This is a genomic window from Planomonospora algeriensis (assembly GCF_977012225.1).
Map to the genome: position 1 here is coordinate 1 of NZ_CDRNDK010000099.1, position 17,000 is coordinate 17,000.

Here is a 17,000-nt window from a genome sequence, read left to right on the forward strand (position 1 = left end):
CCCGGCGCGGGCCGCCCGCTCCGGGTCGCGGCGGAGCGGCACCTCCCGCCGCCGGGCCAGCACGTCGGCGCTCGCGTCGGTGAGCACGAGCGTGCCGTGGTCGCTCTCGACGGTCAGCAGCCCCTGGGCCAGCAGCTGGCGCACCACGGCGCGCCACTCGGACTCGTTCAGCTCCGTGCCGACGCCGAAGACCGTCAGGGAGGCGTGGCCGTGCTGGACGACCTTGTCGGTCTCCCTGCCGAGCAGGATGTCGATGACGTGGCCCGCGCCGAAGCTCTGCCCCCGCTCGCGCCTCAGGCGCAGCACCGCCGAGAGGAGTTTCTGCGCGGCGATCGTGCCGTCCCAGGTCTGCGGCGGTGTCAGGCAGGTGTCGCAGTTGCCGCAGGCGCCGGATTCCTGTCCGAAGTAGGCCAGCAGGTGGACCCGGCGGCACTCGACCGTCTCGCACAGGGCCAGCATGGCGTCGAGGTGGGCGCTCAGCCGGCGGCGGTGGGCGGCGTCGCCCTCGGAGGTGTCGATCATCCGGCGCTGCTGGACGACGTCCTGGAGCCCGTAGACCATCCACGCGGTGGACGGCAGGCCGTCGCGGCCGGCCCGCCCGGTCTCCTGGTAGTAGCCCTCGATGGACTTGGGCAGGTCCAGGTGGGCGACGAACCGCACGTCGGGCTTGTCGATGCCCATGCCGAACGCGATGGTGGCGACCATGACGAGGCCGTCCTCGCGCAGGAAGCGCGACTGGTGCTCGGCTCGGGTGCGCGCATCGAGCCCGGCGTGGTACGGCAGGGCCTGGACGCCGTTCTCCGCCAGGAACGCGGCGGTCTTCTCCACCGAGGCCCGCGACAGGCAGTAGACGATGCCGGCGTCCCCGGGATGCTCGGTGCGGAGCAGCTGCAGCAACTGCCGGCGGGGCTCCCGCTTCTGCGCGATGCGGTACTGGATGTTGGGGCGGTCGAAGCTCGCCACGAAGTGGCGGGCCTCCTCCAGGTTCAGCCGGGCCGCGATCTCCGCGTGGGTGGCCTCGGTGGCGGTGGCGGTCAGCGCGATGCGCGGCACGTCGGGCCAGCGCTCGTGCAGCGCGGACAGGGCCAGGTAGTCGGGGCGGAAGTCGTGTCCCCACTGGGCCACGCAGTGCGCCTCGTCGATGGCGAACAGCGCGATCGCGCCGCGGTCGAGGAGGCTCAGCGTCGCGGCGGTGCGCAGCCGCTCCGGAGCCACGTAGAGCAGGTCCAGCTCACCGGCGAGGAAGGCGGCCTCGACCTCGCGGCGCTCCTCGTGCTCCTGCGTGGAGTTGAGGAAGCCCGCCCGCACGCCGAGGGCCGTCAGCGCGTCGACCTGGTCCTGCATGAGCGCGATCAGCGGCGAGACGACGACGCCGGTGCCCTTCCGCACGAGGGCGGGGACCTGGTAGCACAGCGACTTGCCGCCGCCGGTGGGCATGAGCACGAGCGCGTCACCGCCCGCGACGACATGGTCGATGATCTCCCGCTGCCCCTCCCGGAACGAGCCGTAACCGAAGATGCGGCGCAGCACGCGCGACGCGTCGTCTGCCTCGGGGTCGCTCTGAGGGGAGCTGTGCGGGGAAGTCATCGCGTCATTCTAGGAGGATCGGGGCACCCTCGGCGGAGACCGCGGGAGGCTGTGGACGACGCCGGCGACCGCTCCCGGAGCTGTGGACGACGAGCGGAGCACCCCGGCGCGCCGTACCCGGCCGCATGACCGGATCGATCACGGGTAGTCCCCGCAGGCCCCATCGGACGGAAGAACTCCCATGCTCACCCTCATCCTGCTGATCTTCGCTCTCGCCTGCTTCCTGCTGGCCGCGTTCGGCATCGGCGGCGCCCGGATCAACCTCCTGGCGCTCGGACTGGCCCTGTGGGTGCTGAGCGAGCTGATCCCGAAGATCGGCGACCTCTGATCGCGCGTCCCGGCGCCGTCCGCGGTCGACGGCGCCGGACGAGGCGGGTCCCGGGCCGAGAAGATTCGAGGTCAGCCTCCCTGGACGACGAGCCGGGCGATCCGCTCGACGGTGCCGAAGTCACCGGCGGAGGCCCGGTTCTTCATCACCCCGACACTGATCCCCGTGGCGGTGTCCGCGAAGGCCGCGGTACCCCCGCTGCCGGCCATCCCGAACACGGTGGGGACGTCGAACCCCTCGGTCAGGCCGATCGCGTAGCCCAGTGCCAGGGTCGAGGAGTTGCCCGCGACCTCGTCCACGCCGCTCACCGCGGGAGAGGACAGCTCGCGCAGCCGGTCGGCGGAGACGAGCTCTCCGTTCAGCAGCGCGTCGTACATGCGGGCCACCGCACGGGCGGTCATCGTCGCGCCCGCCGGGATGTCGGAGGTCAGCACGTCGGCGCGGTTGCTGAACGCGGCGTCCGGCATCGCCGCCGGCGGAGCGGCCGTGTAACCGCCGACCACCTTGAAGAACGGGATCTGCGCCATCACCTCGGCGGGCAGCTCCATCGGCGGCCTGGCGTCCTCGATCCTGGCCAGCCGGCCCAGCTCGGACTCTGGCACGCCGAAGAACAGCTCATCGGCGACGCCGAGCGGCCCGGCCACCTCCTCGCGGAGCACCTGCGAGATGGGCTTGCCGGTCACCCGCCGGACGACCTCGCCCAGGATGTAGCCGTAGGTCTGCGGGTGGTAGCCGAACCGGGTGCCAGGCTCCCACCACGGCTCGGCGGCGGCGATCGCGGAGCACATCCGGTCCCAGTCGCACAGGTCCTCGGGCGTGGTGTCCACCGGCACCCCGGGTACGCCGGTCGCGTGCGTCAGCGCGTGCCGTACGGTCGCCTTCCCCTTGCCGCAGGCGGCGAACTCCGGCCACACCTCCGCGATTCGGGTCTCGTAGCCAAGGGCTCCGCGCTCGGCCAGCACGTGGACGACGGTCGCGGTCACGCCCTTGCCGGTCGAGGTGGCGTAGACCGGGGTGCCGGACGTGAACGGCCGGCCCGTCTCCGGGTCGGCCGTCCCTGCCACCGCGTCGGCCAGGAGCTCGCCGCGCCGGTAGACGGCGACCTGCAGGCCGCGCTCGGCCCCCGACTCCACCAGCTCGTCGACGGCGGCCTGCACGCTCTTCTGAAGATCGGACACGATCCTTCCTCTCTCTCGCGACATCTCCCCCATGAGACGAAGGCGGCGCGGAAAAGGAATCGGTCCCCCGCGGATCGCCTGGGACCGGCACGGGCGCGGAGACCCTCGGCGAGGGCGCGGCGGCCTCACGGCGTGGGCGCAGCGTGGGCACGGCGGTCTCACGGCGAGGGCGGTCCCGCGGCCTCACAGCGAGGGCGGCAGACCGAACAAGGGGAACATCTCATCCCCGAACGTGGTGATCTGAGTGATCAGACCGTCCTCGACCCGCAGGACCCCGAGCCAGGAGGGTGAGAAGCGGTCCTCACCGGCCCGGCGCAGGTACGCGGCGGCCGCGGGCTGGCGGTTGGCCCGTACGGCGAGCATCCGCCAGTCGCCCCACGCCTCGGGCCCGACCATCGCCGGGGTCCAGGCCGCCACGAACGTCTCCAGGCCCTGCAGCCAGATCGGCGCCGGCGGCATCGCCTGCCAGACGTCGGCCCGGAGCACCTCGGTGAGGATGGACGGGTCGGCCCGTTCGACGGCGTCGATGTAACGCTGCAGGACGGCGCGGTCCTCCGGGGAGGGCTCGGCGGACACGGCCCACTCCGACCGCTGCGCGGGCAGATGCCTCCTGACGGTCGGCCTGGCCCGCTGCAGGGCGCTCTTCACCGCGGCGACGGTCAGCTCCAGCGACTCGGCGGTCTCCTGCGCCGACCAGCCGAGCACGTCGCGCAGGATGAGCACCGCCCGCTGCCGGGGCGGCAGGTGCTGGATCGCGACCAGGAAGGCCAGCTCGATCGTCTCGCGCTCGATCACCAGGTCCGCCGCGTCCAGCAGTTCATCAGGGTACGGCTGGAGCCAGGAGACCATGCCCGAGGCGGGCGGGTCGAGCCCGGGATCGGCTCCGGCCGGTGCCGGGCGCGGCTCCGGCCTGCGGGGGTGCGCCCTGAGGTGGTCCAGGCAGGCGTTGGTGGCGATCCGGTACAGCCAGGCCCGTAGATCGGCTTCGTCCCGCAGGGTGTCCCGGCGGCGCCAGGCCCGCAGGAACGTCTCCTGGACCAGGTCCTCGGCCTCGTCGAAGGAACCGAGCAGCCGGTAGCAGTGCACGCGCAGCTCGTGCCGGTGCTCCTCGACGCGCTCGGCGAACCCGTCCGCGACCGCCGTCTTCCCCGTCATGGTCGGGATCCTAGCGATTCCTTCCCGGCCGGATCGGCTGATCCCGGACGAGATGGACGGCGATGGCGGACCGGGAGCGCAACGGTTCAGCCAGGCCGGAACCGGGAGGCCGTCGAACAACCCGCCGTGGTTATGAAACTTTCGAAGCCTCTTATCCCAAGTAATCTCTGGCCAACGTGACGTTAAACGGTTAATCACACTGAAAGTTTTCAGATGAACGTTGACATGTTTCAGAGCCCGTCCTAAGAATGAGTGCTCGGCAGAGATCTCCCGCCCCCACGGGCGACCGGTGGAGCGGGCGCGGCTCACCACGGTCGCGCCGTCCTCCCGTGCCCACCCGGCCGGCCGCCGTATCCCCCATGTCCCCGATCAGTGTTCCACTGGAGGAACAACCGTGATCGACACCGTCACCCCCCGCGGCACCCGCCTCTCCCGTGTCCGGAAGGCGCTCGTCACGGGCGCCCTCACCGCCCTGGCCGCCGGGCTCGTCGTGGCGCTGCCCTCCTCCGCCGGCACCGCCGCGGCCGCCGACTGCAGCGCCGGGTACGTCGGCCTGACCTTCGACGACGGCCCGAACCCGGGCACCACCGCCAACCTGCTGAACACGCTGAAGGCCAACGGCCTGCGCGCCACGATGTTCAACACCGGCCAGAACGTGCAGAACAACCCCTCACTGACCAGGGCCCAGCAGGACGCCGGCATGTGGGTCGCCAACCACAGCTGGTCGCACCCCCACCTGACCCAGATGAGCAGCTCCCAGATCCAGTCGGAGCTCCAGCGGACCCAGCAGGCCATCCAGCAGGCCACGGGCACCGCGCCGAGGCTGTTCCGGCCGCCCTACGGCGAGACCAACTCCACGCTCAGAGCCGTCGAGCAGCAGCTCGGCCTCACCGAGGTCCTCTGGGACGTCGACTCCCAGGACTGGAACAACGCGAGCACCTTCCAGATCGTGCAGGCGGCCGGCCGGTTGCAGAACGGCCAGGTCATCCTCATGCACGACAACTACGCGTCCACGATCGCGGCGATCCCCCAGATCGCCTCGAACCTGCGCAGCCGCAACCTGTGCGCCGGCATGATCTCGCCGTCGACCGGCCGGGCCGTGGCGCCGACCGACGTCACCCCGACGGCGACCCCGACGGTCACCCCGACCGGCGACCCCGGCGGCTGCACCGCCACGATCTCGCGCGGCCAGCAGTGGGGCGACCGCTTCAACGCCTCCGTCACCGTCTCCGGCAGCGCCTCCTGGATCGCCACGGTGACCGTACGGAGCCCGCAGAAGATCATCGCCACCTGGAACGGTAGCCCCAGCTGGGACTACACCGGCAACGTCATGACGATGCGGCCCAACGGCAGCGGCAACACCTTCGGCTTCACCGTCATGCACAACGGCAACCAGACCCTGCCGTCGGTCTCCTGCCGGGTCGGCTGACCGCGCCGCGTCCCTGACGGCGTCCGGCTAGTGCCCCGCCTCGTGGGCGGCGACCAACTGCCTGGGCGCCGTCAGGCACCACGCCTCGGTGACCAGCTCGAACAGCTCGTCCGCGTCGATCCCCGCCAGCCGTACCACCACCCAGCCGAACCGGCCCGCGGTGAACTGGGGCTCGAAGACCTCCGGCCGCTCCGCCACCAGCGCGATCTGCTCCTCGATCGTCGCCTTCAGGCCGACGGTCTCGGTCCGCTCCCAGAGATAGCCGAACCCCTTGCCCCGCACCTTCAACGCGATCCAGTCGCCGCCGGGGGTCTGCTTCACCTCCGGCAGCCGGTCCAGCATCTCCAGGAACTCGTCAACGCTCACACCCATGGCCCAGACCTACCAGAGCACGCCGACATTTTCCGTGCCGCGGGACCTCCCCCCGGCCCGCGCGGCCACCCGGACCGGGAAGGCGGAGGGAGCAGAAGCGCCGAAGGCCGGGGGCCCGCAAGCCTGACCTGCCGGTCCGACACACCGGGCCGCAATCCGCTCCCGGCGGCGCCCACGGCTTAACCTGCAGGGAAAGGCGTGCGCGACGGCCCGTCCGCGCCGCTCCACCGGAGGCGACCTCAGGAGGCACCGATGCCGGGAACGGGTGCACGGATCGGCGCCGTCCTGCTCGTGAGCGGTCTGGCGCCGTCGCTGACCGCCGCCCCCGCGCACCCGCACGGCACTCCCGCGCGCCCGCACGCCGTTTTCTCGCACCCGCACGGCGCTCCCGCGCGCCCGCACACCGCCCCCGCCGAACCCGCGCGGACCCGCCCCGCGGACAAGTACACCGGTTACGCCCAGCTCGCCGCCCACGAGACCGAGGGCAGGGACTACCGGCGCGAGCAGCGCTTCCCTCGCGGGGCCCGGGTGGCCCACATCGCCATCCACGGAGGCGGCATCGAACCGCCGACGACCCAGCTGGCGAACCACTCCGCCCGCACCGGCCGGCACGCCTACTACTCGTTCACCGCCGTCAAGGCCTCCGGCAACCGCGACCTGCACATCACCGCCGACAGGTTCGACGAGCCGAAGGCGCGCGCCCTGGTGGCCAGGGTCGACTACACCGTCGCCTGGCACGGCGCGGCCGGATCCAGGGCGACGACCTATATCGGCGGCCGTGACACGGCGCTGATCAGGAAGATCGCCGCCGAGCTGCGCGCCGCCGGCTTCACCGTCGCCGGCTCGGTGCCCGCGGGCCTGCGGGGCAGGAGCCCGGACAACATCACCAACAGGAACCGGCGGGGCAAAGGGGTTCAGCTGGAGATCAGCCTCGGCCAGCGGAAGCGGTTCTTCACCGGGGGACGGCTGGACCGCGCCTGGATCAGGAATCCGAGCAACCGCACCGAGGCGTTCCACGCCTACACCGCCGCGGTCAACCGCGCCCTCCCCGGCTCCTGAACGGACCGGTTCCCTCCTTCCAGACACCGGACAGGCCCGTCGGCTCTCATCGAGAGTCCTCTCGGACGGGCGACCGGTGGTGAAGCAGGAAGCCTCCCGGGTGACCGTGGGGATCCCCCTCACGACTCTGTTGGTCGATTCGCATCAGACGGCCAGGCCGAGATCGGCAGCCAGGCGGGTCAGGTGTGAGACGCGGGTAGCGCCTCGCGGGGTGCCGGTCCACCAGGCGTCCAGGCGGATCAGGTTGATCGCGGTCGCGGTGAAGATATGCCCGAGCGCGGTCTTGGGCAGGCCGAGATAGCGGGTCCGGCGGATCGCGGTGCCCCGCACCGCTTGGGAGATCGTTGCTTCGATCCCGGCGCGGATGGCGTAGCGGTCCTTCCACTCCTGGGTCTGCTGAGCACGCCTGCGATCATCCAGCACGTGCTGAAGCGGCTGGGGCAGCAGAGTCAGGCTCCGGCCGTACTTACCGTTGCCTGCGCCAGTGCACGCCTGCCGCACGGGGCACGGGCCGCAGTCGGCCAGGGAGAAACGGACCTGGCTGATCGGGGTTCCGCTGCGTTTACGCTGATCGGACCAGGAGACACTGACCGCTCCTTGCGGGCAGATGACTTTTCGGCGCTGCCAGTCGACGGTGAAAGCCTCCTGCGCCAGGCCCGCCCGCGCCCGCCCCGGCCCGGTGGTGTCGGCTCCGACCGGACCCAGCAGGTGGACGCCTTCCCCGGTGGCCCGCAGCAGCAGCGGGGCGCTGACGTATCCGGCGTCCACAACATGTTCGCGCGGTAGCAGCCCCCGGCTTCGCAGGGCGGCATGCACGCGCGGCGACATCTCGATGTCGCCGGTGCAGGCGCTGGTGGTGGCCACGTTCGTGATCAGATGCGGGCGCTCGTCGTCACAGGTCTCGCTGAGGTGAACCTTGTAGCCGCACCAGCCCGAGCCGCGTTTGAGGCCGTAGCGGGCGTCGCGGTCATACGGCGACGACAGCCGCACCGCGGCCGGCGGGAGGTCGTCTGCCTCCCGCCAGCGCACCCCCTCCTCATCGCGGTGGTATTGCTGCACCCAGGCCCTGCGTAGGGTCTCGACCGCGCCGATCCGCCGCAGCGAGGCCGGTGCCGCGGGTGCATGCACCGCCTCCAGCGGGGCGAACCCGTCGCGGCCGACGCTCAGCGCCCACCGGGTGCGGGCGTCGGTGCCCCGCGGGAACCGGTAGGCGTCCACCCGCGCCCCATAGCGCTGGACCCACTCGGCCGAGACCATCCCGGTCAGCCACTCCGGCACGGCGGCGGCCAGCGCCTCCAGCGCGCACCGCAGGGTCTCGCCGACGAACTCCATCCGGTTCAGCGTCCGCACCGCCGCCAGGATGTGGGTGGAGTCGGTGCGCTGACGCCCGCCCGCGCGCAGCAGCCGGGACAGAGCGGGCCCACCGCGAGCCGGGAACGCCTCGGCGAACTGCTCGTCGTCGAACAGCGGGCCGAGTTCATCGCGTAGCCGGATCGCCGGGCAGCCCTTGGGGAAGGCCGCTCGCGCGACCAGGGCGGTCGCCTCGGGCACCGGATGAGCGGGCTGGGGATGCAGTGACATGCCAGGACCTCCTTCGCGCTCCTGGCGAGAGGTTCCTCCACCGCGCCGGACCAAACGGCGATCATGGCTGAATCGGCCAACAGAGTCGTTTACGAGGGGAAGGATGCCAAGCTCGCAGCCAGTGGCGAAGCAACCGACCTCCCGTTCGAGAGGTCCTTCACCCTCGCGAGCCGGACCACCCGGCTCCGCTTCCCCAGAGGTACTGTCGCCGACCATTCCACCATCACATCGGCGACCAGATGACCGTGATCACAGCGACCATCTAACCGTCCATGACATGATGAACGTATGGTCACGACACCTCTGGGACATCTGGTCCGACGTCATGCGGAGCAGGCGGTCACGGACGCCCTAGCCGACACCCGCGTCGTCCTGGTCAACGGCGCCCGGCAGTCGGGCAAGAGCACTCTGGTCCGGCAGCTCGCCAAGGCCGGAGACACCGAGTGGCGTGATCTCGACGATCCGCTGACCCGGCAGGCGGCGCTGAGCGACCCCAGCGGATTCGTCGATTTTCCGGAACGGATGGTCATCGACGAGATCCAGCGGGCCCCCGAGCTGCTGCTCGCCATCAAATCCCAGGTGGACGCCGACCCGAGGCCAGGAAGATATCTACTCACCGGCTCCTCCCGCCTCCTCGCGCTGCGCGGGCTACCCGATACCCTGCCCGGACGGATGGAGACCATCGAACTCTGGCCGTTCGCGCAGGGGGAGATCGACGGGCGGCCCGACGGGTTCATCGACGCGGTCTTCGCCCAGGGCCCCGGGCTACGGCACACCTCTCAGTTGGCCCGAGCGGACTACGCCGAGCGTCTGATACGCGGCGGCTACCCCGAGGCGGTCGCCCGCACCAATGCCCGTCGCAGGCAGCGATTCTTCGATTCCTACGTCGGCGACCTGATCAACCGCGATGTGATGCAACTTTCGGAGATCGAGCGCACCGCGGAACTACGCGCGTTGATCAAACTGCTGGCGGCCAGGTCCGGCCAGCTGCTCGTCGTCCAGGCGTTGAGCCGCGATCTCGGGCTGCCCGGCACCACGACCGCGAGGTTCCTGGCGCTGCTGGAAGAGGTCTTCCTGATGAAGCGTGTTCCCGCCTGGTCCAAGAACATCAGCAACCGGGCCGTCCACACCCCCAAGATCGCCTTCGTCGACTCGGGCGTGGCCGCGAACCTGCTCGGCACCGACGCCCGGAGCCTGCTGCGGCCGGGTTCCACGTTCGGCCCGCTGCTGGAAGGGTTCGTCCTCATGGAGCTGGCCAGGCAGACGACCTGGTCAGACACCCCGGTCGAGCTCTATCACTACCGGACCAAGGACAAGGTGGAAGTCGACGCCGTCCTGGAGACCCGCCAGGGCCAGGTAGTGGGCGTCGAGGTTAAAGCCGCGTCCACCGTACGGCCGGAGGACTTCAAAGGACTTCGTCACCTCGCCGAGCGCATCGGCCCCGACTTCGTCGCCGGACTGGTCCTGCACACCGGCACCCAGACCTTCTCCTTCGGAGACCGCATGCTGGCCGTACCGGTAAGCGCGCTCTGGGAGACACACCCGTAGCCGGCGCGACCGCCCGGAAACCGATCAGCCACGCCTTCGCCGACCCCGGCATCCCCATGAGCCGAGACCTCCGTCAACTCTCCGAGACAGGTCTGCTGGAGCCGACGGAGAAAAGCGCGGCCGGTACCACGTCGCAGGCGGCGAGCCGACTATGGAGCGTTCATTCGCCCTGGCGAGCAGAATCACCGCTCTCCCCTTCTCCCCGGAGACGCTGGGTCTTCGGTTCCTCGGCGCAGAGCCCCTTGAGGACTGAGCTGATCCGCAGGTCCGCGTAGAGACCGGTCCGCCAGCGGACTCGGGCGCCCAGGGATACCGGGTCAACAGCTCCCGCACCTGGGGGACGCCCGAGTAGGGCTTGAGCCGGGCCAGGACCACGCGGGCACGCTGGGTGGAGTGAGCGGTCGCCGGTCAGATCGGCGGACAGGTCCAGCATCCGGGAAGCCGTACGCGCCGCACTCCGGGACACGGCAGAACGGCCCGCTCCTCCCGAAGGAGGAGCGGGCCTGGACAGGGCGAAGGGCCCGGTCTCTCCCTACCGAGGGACCGTGCCCTTCGCGTGCGTGACTACGGCGCGGGCTGGGTGGTCGCCGGGACCGGAGCCTGAGTGGTCGCCGGGGACGTGGTCGGGGTGGTGGACGGCTTCGCCTCGCTCTCCGGCGCGGCCTTCGGGTTACCCTTCGCCGGGGCCTTGGTGACCTTGCAGTCGTAGGCGGGGATCAGGTACCCGGGCAGGAGCGTGCAGGTGGTCCAGATGGGGCCGACCTTGTACGCGTAGACGGGCGGGAAGCCGCCGTCGGCGCCGGCGGGACCGGCAGGGCCCTGAGCACCGGGGGCGCCAGGGGCGCCGGGGGCGCCGTCCTTGCCGGGCTCGCCCTTCGGTCCGGCAGGACCCTGAGGTCCGGTCTTCCCGATCGGCCCCTGAGGACCGGTCTCACCGCGCGGACCCTGAGGTCCGGCGGGGCCGCGGTTGCCCTGCGGGCCGGAGGTGACGACGCCCTGCGAGCCGGACGTCTGACCGCCCCACTGCGTCTTGAACTCACCGGTCTTGCACTTCGCGGAGGTGTTGACCATCCGCATGTAGCGGGACTTGGAGTTGACGCACGCCGTGATGACGTCACCCGGAGCGGCGACGGAAGCGGAGGCGGCGGCCGTACCGGCGATGCCGACGAGCAGCACCGCAGCAGCGGCAAGGGACACGGGCCTGGTGATGCGCATGATGTCTCCGAGGGGAGTGGGATAGCCGTGGCGCGGCTCGATCATCGTGGCAGGAAGGAACGGTCCACGCCCGGCAAATGGGTGCATGAGATGAAAAAGAGACCAGCCATCGACTGATCAGAAAAGTGAAGGCCCTCGACCTGTTCTTGCAGGTCAGAGGCCTTTTGGTGGGCGCTACCGGGTTCGAACCAGTGACATCTCGCTTGTAAGGCAATCCGAACGGTTCCTCGATCAGGAGCGATATCAGCCCTGACCTGCGACTACGGTCTTTAGCCGTCCACCGGCGTCCAGCCCCGTCCATGGCCGTTGTCACCCAGTTGGTCACCCAGAAGGCATCCCTGAGACCAGGGCCATCGCCGATGGTTCCCTTATCGATCGGACCTTCGAGCCCCTTCTGTCGGGGACGACTGCGATCATGCCGTCCACGTGATCAAAGGAGTAACGATGACAGAGTGCCCCGAGGAGTTCCGCTGGCTCTCCGGCCGTGAGGAACTGGGTGAGATCTACTGCGTGTCCTTCGTCCGAGGACTCTCCTCAGCCGAGGTCCTCCGCCGGTTCGGCGTGGACGAGAACACCATGGAGGAAGGAGTGACAGCCGAGGAGTTGGACGAACGCTCGGTGGAGAGCATGAGGCCGACTCGGCCGGTTACATCGGCGCCGCGAAGATCGGCGACTGGACCTTGGTCATCGAACCGGGAGGATGGAAGATCGCCGTCGACTCCGACATATACGGCCCGGTCTCACGGGGAACCGAGGTCGTATCGGTCTGCCGTCATGACTACGCTTCGGACAGCTTCGCCTACATCGTTGATGGTGAGTCGGTCGTCCACTTCGACCCGATGTGCCCAAGCGATCGGTCAGGAAGCGATCCGGACCGCTTCATCAAGGAGATGCGCGAGGTCGGCTTGAACCCCGAGCACGACATCGACATCGCCAACGCGTTCATCGACTTCCCGATGGAGCGTTCGTTCGCCCTGGCGACCAGGATCACCGGTCTTCCCTTCTCCCCTGAGACGTTGGGTCTGCGGTTCCTCGGCGCAGAGCCCCTTGAGGACTGAACTGATCCGCAGGTCCGCGTAGAGACCGGTCCGCCAGCGGACTCAGGCGCTCATGGGATAGCGAGTCAACAGCTCCCGCACCTGGGGGACGTCCGAGTAGGGCTTGAGCCGGGCCAGGACCACGCGGGCGCGCTGTGTGGTGCGGTCGCTGGTCAGGTCGGCGGACAGGTCCGGCATCCGGGAAGCCGCGTGCGCCGCCTCCTCCGGTTCGTTGGCGTCGCCATGGCCAACCAGGACAGGTACAGCGCCAGTTCCCGGGCGTGCGTGGCATCGTAGCGCGTCAGCAACCTCACTGAGCAGAGGTACGGCGCGCAGCGGGCGGCGCAGCTCGGTGTACGCGCGAGCCTCCATGATCTGGAGTTCGTCGGCGCTGACCCAGTACAGGTAGGACGGTTTGTCGGCTCCGGCGGTGCTCTCCAGGGCAGCGCTCTCATGGCCGACTGGGCCTCTCCGGCGCGGACGTACGCCCAGGCGATACGGTCCCGGGTTGACGGCCCGGTCGCGCCCTCGGTATTGGACTAACGTTGTAACCATGAAGCGCGCACAGCAGTATCAGGCCGCCTCCATCGCAGTGCTCGCGGGTTGGCTGACCGATCACCCCGATGAGGAGACACGCTGGCGCTTGATCGCCGAGTTTCTGGAGGAGTACCACCACGAGCCGTCTTCTGCTCGGGTGAGCTTGTTGTCCGGGGAACCTCCCAGCACCGGGGACTCTCGATGGGACGTCTTTCTCGCCACGCTGGCCGAGCACCTCGCGGCCAGGGACGGCGCGGGAGCCGCCCCGTGGACCGAGACCCGGCGGCTCCGGCGCTTCTGGTTTCCCTTCAACACCCCAGCCGCCCGCGTGGACGCCTTCGTTCACGCCCCCGCATCCTTCCGCCGCCGTGGCGTTTTCATCCACCCACAGGAGCTGGAGGTCGCTTGAGCGACGCCCCTCTTCTCGACCGGGCTGCGATCGAAGACGCTTTCCGGCGGCTCGGTGATCGTCTCGCCCGGCGCGGAGTCGTAGCCGATCTTTATGTGTTCGGCGGGGCGGCCATGGCGCTCGCCTATGACGCCCGACGCTCCACCCGGGACATCGACGCCGTCTTCGAACCCCATGGAGTCGTCCTGGACGAGGCACGAGCAGTCGCGTCCGAACTCGGGCTACCGTCGTGGTGGCTCAACGAGCAGGCCAGCGCCTATGTCGCCCCTGGTACGGATGGTTCGGCCCGCCGGGTCTTCGATCACCCGGGACTGCGTGTGTCCGCCGCTTCAGCAGAGCACCTGCTCGCAATGAAAGTCCTGGCGGCTCGGCGACGGGACACCACCGACATTCGTACTCTCGTCGAGAGATGTGGCCGTTGTCACCCAGTTGGTCACTCACGGGCTCAGAAGTTCTCCCTCCACAGATACCAAGGGCCATGGAAGTGCTCGACATCGGGCGCGTACTCCGCTTTCTCCGGTAGCGGCGGCTCACCTTGCGGACTCCAGATGAGCCCGTGCTGGTGGATGCCGTCTCCTCCACCGGCCAGAGCGAAACGCACGGCGTTCTCGTGGCGCATAGCCCAGGAGACATCGAACAATCCCAGCGTCATTGCCCCCGTCTTCCAATCAGGACTCCCCTTCATCGCCGAGTGCGCGACCTTCTCGAAGCTCTCCTCGGACAGTGCGAACCTGGACTGCTTCACTACCCCAGCCGATGCGAAAATCAGGACGCCAACGATCGGCGGTGCCGCCCAGCGCAGCAGATTCCGTCTGAGGTCCGGCCGGCTCTCCTGGCGGGAAAGCACGACGACGAAGCGAACGAACCAGATCGCACCGATCATGAAGAACGCCAGGAAAGCGGGCAGTACCCAAAGCGGGCTGAGCCCAGGGAAGGATCCTGCGTACAGGAGCAGCAAGCTGATGGTGACCTGGGAGCCGATCAGCAGAAGACCCGGCGCACTGGTCCGCCTCCTTACAGTCCATTCCTTCACACCCATGAAACTCCAACCAACGTCGGTTCACCTAAGACATTCCAATCTTGGAGGTTAGGCGCTCATGGGGTAGCGGGTCAGCAGCTCGCGCACTTGGGGAACGTCGGCGTACGACTTGAGCCGGGCCAGGACCACGCGGGCGCGCTGGGTGGTGCGGTCGCTGGTCAGATCAACGGACAGGTCCAGCATCCGGGAGGCCGTGTGCGCCGCCTCCTCCGGCTCGTTGGCGTCGGCCAGGGCCACCGCCAGCCAGGACAGGTACAGCGCCAGTTCCCGGGCATGCGTGGCGTCGTAGCGCGTCAGCACCTCACTGAGCAGCGGTACGGCCCGCAGCGGGCGGCGCAGCTCGGTGTAGGCGCGGGCCTCCATGATCTGGAGTTCGTCGGCGCTGACCCAGTACAGGTAAGACGGTTCATTGGCTCCGGCGGTGCTGTCCAGGGCCGCGCTCGCCTCACCCAGCGCTCTCATGGCCGACTGGGCCTCTCCGGCGCGGGCGTGTGCCCAGGCGATGCGGTCCCAGGTCAGCGCGCGCAACCGCGGTGAGGCATCCGGCCCGGCCGCCTCCAGAGCCGCGCGTGCCAGCGCCACGCCTTCTTGGACATCACCGACGTTGACGGTCTGGTAGGCCAACGAGCCGATGAGGTTGGCCTCCAGCGGACCGTCCCCGGCTTCGCGTGCGGCGCTGATGCCCAACCGGTAGGTCTGGGCGGCCTGCTCGTGCTGCCCGGCGTCACTGGCGATCCACCCGACGATCTGGGCTAATTCGCCGATGTTGGCCAGCAGTGCCCGACCTGCCTCCTCGGTGTGGGTACCGCACCGGTAGAGCCGGACCGCCGCGTCCAGCTCGCGGAAGGCGGGGCGGATCAGGTCGCTTCCGGCGATGACGTCATCGGCGAGCCGCAGACCGTGGACGCGCGCCGACAGGTCGTGCACGGTGCCCATGCCGACCCGTCGCCCCGTCTGCGCGGGAAGCCGGGACAGCAGGTCGCCTTCGGGCATGATCGCGGCAAGCACCTGCGCTGGAGACTTGCGCGGGGGTGTACCCGCCAGGTCGAACAGTTCAGCCTCGCTGAGGTCGAACACCCGGCAGTACAGCAGCCGGTACGGGTCCTTGGGCTGGTGCCGGCCCTTCTCCCAGTCCTTGATCATGCGAGTCAGAGACTCACGGGTCGCCAGGTGCGCGCGGGTGCCTTCGTCGGCCGCCTCGACCAGTGCCCGTGCCATCTGCCGTTGCGACCACAGCCGCTCGCGTCGCTCGGCGCGCAGACGTAGCGCCCAACCCGGAATCTCGTCCATCACCGCGCCTTGGGGGAGACATGGAAGATCTGCCGTCTCCCCCAGTCTCCCCCATCGCCATCTGTATGGACACGTGTATTGGCGATGTGATCGGAGGGCCGCACAACAGCGGGACCCGCAGGCGCGGACACGCCGTACGGGTCCCTTGATCGCACATCGGAGGTGCGACCCATGGACAACTGTAGAGCCGCCCCGCCCGCCGTGGACGAGACCACGGCGGAGCGCCAGGACAGGGCACTGGCCGTGGTCCAGCGGCTGTTGACAGAGCGGGGCATCCGCGCCCGCTGCCAGCACACGATCAGCCTCGGCCTGTTCGCCGACCGCGCGGCCGGCCACTCCTGGCCCGACCGGCCGATGCGGCGCTACTGGGTGGACCGCTTCCCGCCGGAGCTGGCCGTACTCGGTCCCCAGGGCGAGTGCGACGCCACCGTGACCGTGGACTCCTGCTCCGGCTACCTGGTGTGGCTGCGTACCGCTTCCGGTCCCCAGCCCTTCCGCAACGACGATCCGCACCTGGTGGTGAACCTGATCACGGCCCTGTGGCCGGAGCAGCGGTGACGCCGGAGGAACTGAGGCGGCGCTACGGACAGACGTGGATCATCTCTCCGGCCGTGGCCGGTGGCTGGTACGCCGTGCGGCGCACTGCTCTGTCCGTTCCCGCGCAGGAGCACGGCCTGTCCGAGATCCGCTGCGGAACGAGTCCGGCCGAACTGGCTCGCCACCTGAAGGAGGAGACCCGGCTGGAACAACGGCCCTGGCAGCGCATCCCGACGAACCGGGATCGCACCTCATAGGCGGGCGTGGCGGCGTGGATCTGGAGGGACGGCGCCGCCACGCCTCTACCCGCATCGCCCTCCTCCGCTCCGGACGCCTCCCAGACCGGCCACGTCATCCGATGGCAACCCGACCCGGAGCGCAGGGCCGCCAGGCCCGAGCACCGGAAGCGGGGCGGCAGGCGGCGGCGCGCACCACGTGGGATGAGTTCGTTCGGTACGGCGGATATCCGGTGCGGCGAGCGGCGGGCTTACGCCCTGCCGGTCCGGGCGGCGCGGGCCGGGACCGGCCGCCAGGGCCGCACGCCCGGCCCGCTGGCCGATCCGGGACGGCGGGGCGTGTCCCGCCGTGCGGCGGCGCGGAGCGCTGCCGCCTTGAATCAGTAGAGAAACTCTGAGCCCGCATCACCGGGGTTCCGCAGTTGATGTAGCGGGATAGTCCGCGAATCTGGGGATTGACGTG

General features: G+C 69.8%; 16 protein-coding genes and 2 pseudogenes. 9 read left to right on the forward strand and 9 right to left on the reverse strand.

The window, feature by feature from the left end:
• The coding region (gene recQ / locus ACWJ6R_RS13265; protein WP_449062508.1) for a DNA helicase RecQ at window positions 1–1,587 on the reverse strand (1,587 nt) is incomplete at its 3' end.
• Between the two features lie 181 nt (window positions 1,588–1,768).
• On the opposite strand from recQ, the gene ACWJ6R_RS13270 reads away from it, so the two are divergent.
• The gene (locus ACWJ6R_RS13270; protein ID WP_449062509.1) at window positions 1,769–1,915 is read left to right on the forward strand and encodes a hypothetical protein; all 147 of its coding nucleotides are present in this window, start codon (window positions 1,769–1,771) and stop codon (window positions 1,913–1,915) included.
• A 71-nt stretch (window positions 1,916–1,986) separates the two neighbouring features.
• Here the strand turns inward: ACWJ6R_RS13270 and ACWJ6R_RS13275 are convergent, their stop codons facing one another.
• Together ACWJ6R_RS13275 and ACWJ6R_RS13280 are read right to left on the reverse strand one after the other, a co-directional pair.
• Complete coding sequence (locus ACWJ6R_RS13275; RefSeq protein WP_449062510.1) at window positions 1,987–3,093, reverse strand: serine hydrolase domain-containing protein; 1,107 nt, start codon at window positions 3,091–3,093, stop codon at window positions 1,987–1,989.
• A gap of 183 nt (window positions 3,094–3,276) precedes the next feature.
• Window positions 3,277–4,248 carry an RNA polymerase subunit sigma-70 gene (locus ACWJ6R_RS13280; protein ID WP_449062511.1) on the reverse strand — a complete coding sequence of 324 codons (972 nt, stop codon included), beginning with the start codon at window positions 4,246–4,248 and terminating at the stop codon, window positions 3,277–3,279.
• A 394-nt stretch (window positions 4,249–4,642) separates the two neighbouring features.
• Between ACWJ6R_RS13280 and ACWJ6R_RS13285 the strand changes: the two genes are divergently transcribed.
• Window positions 4,643–5,677 (forward strand): polysaccharide deacetylase family protein, encoded by a 1,035-nt coding sequence (locus ACWJ6R_RS13285; protein WP_449062512.1) that lies wholly within the window; start codon window positions 4,643–4,645, stop codon window positions 5,675–5,677.
• 27 nt (window positions 5,678–5,704) lie between these two features.
• Here ACWJ6R_RS13285 and ACWJ6R_RS13290 read toward each other — a convergent pair whose 3' ends face one another.
• Complete coding sequence (locus ACWJ6R_RS13290; protein ID WP_373293836.1) at window positions 5,705–6,019, reverse strand: MmcQ/YjbR family DNA-binding protein; 315 nt, start codon at window positions 6,017–6,019, stop codon at window positions 5,705–5,707.
• Between the two features lie 282 nt (window positions 6,020–6,301).
• Here ACWJ6R_RS13290 and ACWJ6R_RS13295 point away from each other — a divergent pair, with 282 nt between their 5' ends.
• Window positions 6,302–7,108 (forward strand): poly-gamma-glutamate hydrolase family protein, encoded by an 807-nt coding sequence (locus ACWJ6R_RS13295; RefSeq protein ID WP_449062513.1) that lies wholly within the window; start codon window positions 6,302–6,304, stop codon window positions 7,106–7,108.
• Window positions 7,109–7,252: 144 nt separating this feature from the next.
• Here ACWJ6R_RS13295 and ACWJ6R_RS13300 read toward each other — a convergent pair whose 3' ends face one another.
• Complete coding sequence (locus ACWJ6R_RS13300; protein WP_449062514.1) at window positions 7,253–8,689, reverse strand: transposase; 1,437 nt, start codon at window positions 8,687–8,689, stop codon at window positions 7,253–7,255.
• 288 nt (window positions 8,690–8,977) lie between these two features.
• Between ACWJ6R_RS13300 and ACWJ6R_RS13305 the strand changes: the two genes are divergently transcribed.
• Window positions 8,978–10,237, forward strand: coding sequence for an ATP-binding protein (locus tag ACWJ6R_RS13305; RefSeq protein ID WP_449062515.1), 1,260 nt, complete (start codon window positions 8,978–8,980; stop codon window positions 10,235–10,237).
• A gap of 564 nt (window positions 10,238–10,801) precedes the next feature.
• On the opposite strand, the gene ACWJ6R_RS13310 is transcribed toward ACWJ6R_RS13305, so the two are convergent.
• A complete protein-coding gene (locus tag ACWJ6R_RS13310; protein WP_449062516.1) occupies window positions 10,802–11,497 on the reverse strand; it encodes a hypothetical protein in 696 nt (231 codons plus the stop codon).
• 399 nt (window positions 11,498–11,896) lie between these two features.
• Here ACWJ6R_RS13310 and ACWJ6R_RS13315 point away from each other — a divergent pair.
• A pseudogene (locus ACWJ6R_RS13315) lies at window positions 11,897–12,510 on the forward strand (DUF6461 domain-containing protein).
• Between the two features lie 42 nt (window positions 12,511–12,552).
• On the opposite strand, the gene ACWJ6R_RS13320 reads toward ACWJ6R_RS13315, so the two are convergent.
• Complete coding sequence (locus ACWJ6R_RS13320) at window positions 12,553–12,687, reverse strand: hypothetical protein (RefSeq protein ID WP_449062517.1); 135 nt, start codon at window positions 12,685–12,687, stop codon at window positions 12,553–12,555.
• Between the two features lie 355 nt (window positions 12,688–13,042).
• Here ACWJ6R_RS13320 and ACWJ6R_RS13325 point away from each other — a divergent pair, with 355 nt between their 5' ends.
• Window positions 13,043–13,435: a hypothetical protein gene (locus tag ACWJ6R_RS13325; protein ID WP_449062518.1), complete on the forward strand. Its 393-nt coding sequence runs from the start codon at window positions 13,043–13,045 to the stop codon at window positions 13,433–13,435.
• 95 nt (window positions 13,436–13,530) lie between these two features.
• Window positions 13,531–13,818: pseudogene (locus ACWJ6R_RS13330) on the forward strand (hypothetical protein); the annotation flags it as partial.
• A gap of 62 nt (window positions 13,819–13,880) precedes the next feature.
• On the opposite strand, the gene ACWJ6R_RS13335 reads toward ACWJ6R_RS13330, so the two are convergent.
• Both ACWJ6R_RS13335 and ACWJ6R_RS13340 read right to left on the reverse strand, forming a co-directional pair.
• Entirely contained in the window at window positions 13,881–14,474 is a 594-nt protein-coding gene (locus ACWJ6R_RS13335; RefSeq protein ID WP_449062522.1) for a hypothetical protein, read from the reverse strand.
• A gap of 48 nt (window positions 14,475–14,522) precedes the next feature.
• Complete coding sequence (locus tag ACWJ6R_RS13340; protein ID WP_449062519.1) at window positions 14,523–15,764, reverse strand: transcriptional regulator; 1,242 nt, start codon at window positions 15,762–15,764, stop codon at window positions 14,523–14,525.
• 171 nt (window positions 15,765–15,935) lie between these two features.
• Between ACWJ6R_RS13340 and ACWJ6R_RS13345 the strand changes: the two genes are divergently transcribed.
• Window positions 15,936–16,322 carry a hypothetical protein gene (locus ACWJ6R_RS13345; protein ID WP_449062520.1) on the forward strand — a complete coding sequence of 129 codons (387 nt, stop codon included), beginning with the start codon at window positions 15,936–15,938 and terminating at the stop codon, window positions 16,320–16,322.
• Window positions 16,319–16,558: a hypothetical protein gene (locus ACWJ6R_RS13350; RefSeq protein WP_449062521.1), complete on the forward strand. Its 240-nt coding sequence runs from the start codon at window positions 16,319–16,321 to the stop codon at window positions 16,556–16,558. Before ACWJ6R_RS13345 ends, ACWJ6R_RS13350 begins: the two co-directional genes overlap by 4 nt.
• The last annotated feature ends 442 nt before the right edge of the window (window positions 16,559–17,000 follow it).

What these genes read in the sequence shown, in the direction of transcription:
- ACWJ6R_RS13270 (WP_449062509.1), top strand. Translation starts at nt 1,769, where the DNA reads ATGCTCACCCTCATCCTGCTGATCTTCGCTCTCGCCTGCTTCCTGCTG.
- ACWJ6R_RS13280 (WP_449062511.1), bottom strand. Translation starts at nt 4,248, where the DNA reads ATGACGGGGAAGACGGCGGTCGCGGACGGGTTCGCCGAGCGCGTCGAG.
- ACWJ6R_RS13290 (WP_373293836.1), bottom strand. Translation starts at nt 6,019, where the DNA reads ATGCTGGACCGGCTGCCGGAGGTGAAGCAGACCCCCGGCGGCGACTGG.
- ACWJ6R_RS13295 (WP_449062513.1), top strand. Translation starts at nt 6,302, where the DNA reads ATGCCGGGAACGGGTGCACGGATCGGCGCCGTCCTGCTCGTGAGCGGT.
- ACWJ6R_RS13300 (WP_449062514.1), bottom strand. Translation starts at nt 8,689, where the DNA reads ATGTCACTGCATCCCCAGCCCGCTCATCCGGTGCCCGAGGCGACCGCC.
- ACWJ6R_RS13305 (WP_449062515.1), top strand. Translation starts at nt 8,978, where the DNA reads ATGGTCACGACACCTCTGGGACATCTGGTCCGACGTCATGCGGAGCAG.
- ACWJ6R_RS13310 (WP_449062516.1), bottom strand. Translation starts at nt 11,497, where the DNA reads ATGATCGAGCCGCGCCACGGCTATCCCACTCCCCTCGGAGACATCATG.
- ACWJ6R_RS13320 (WP_449062517.1), bottom strand. Translation starts at nt 12,687, where the DNA reads ATGCCGGACCTGTCCGCCGACCTGACCAGCGACCGCACCACACAGCGC.
- ACWJ6R_RS13325 (WP_449062518.1), top strand. Translation starts at nt 13,043, where the DNA reads ATGAAGCGCGCACAGCAGTATCAGGCCGCCTCCATCGCAGTGCTCGCG.
- ACWJ6R_RS13335 (WP_449062522.1), bottom strand. Translation starts at nt 14,474, where the DNA reads ATGGGTGTGAAGGAATGGACTGTAAGGAGGCGGACCAGTGCGCCGGGT.
- ACWJ6R_RS13340 (WP_449062519.1), bottom strand. Translation starts at nt 15,764, where the DNA reads ATGGACGAGATTCCGGGTTGGGCGCTACGTCTGCGCGCCGAGCGACGC.
- ACWJ6R_RS13345 (WP_449062520.1), top strand. Translation starts at nt 15,936, where the DNA reads ATGGACAACTGTAGAGCCGCCCCGCCCGCCGTGGACGAGACCACGGCG.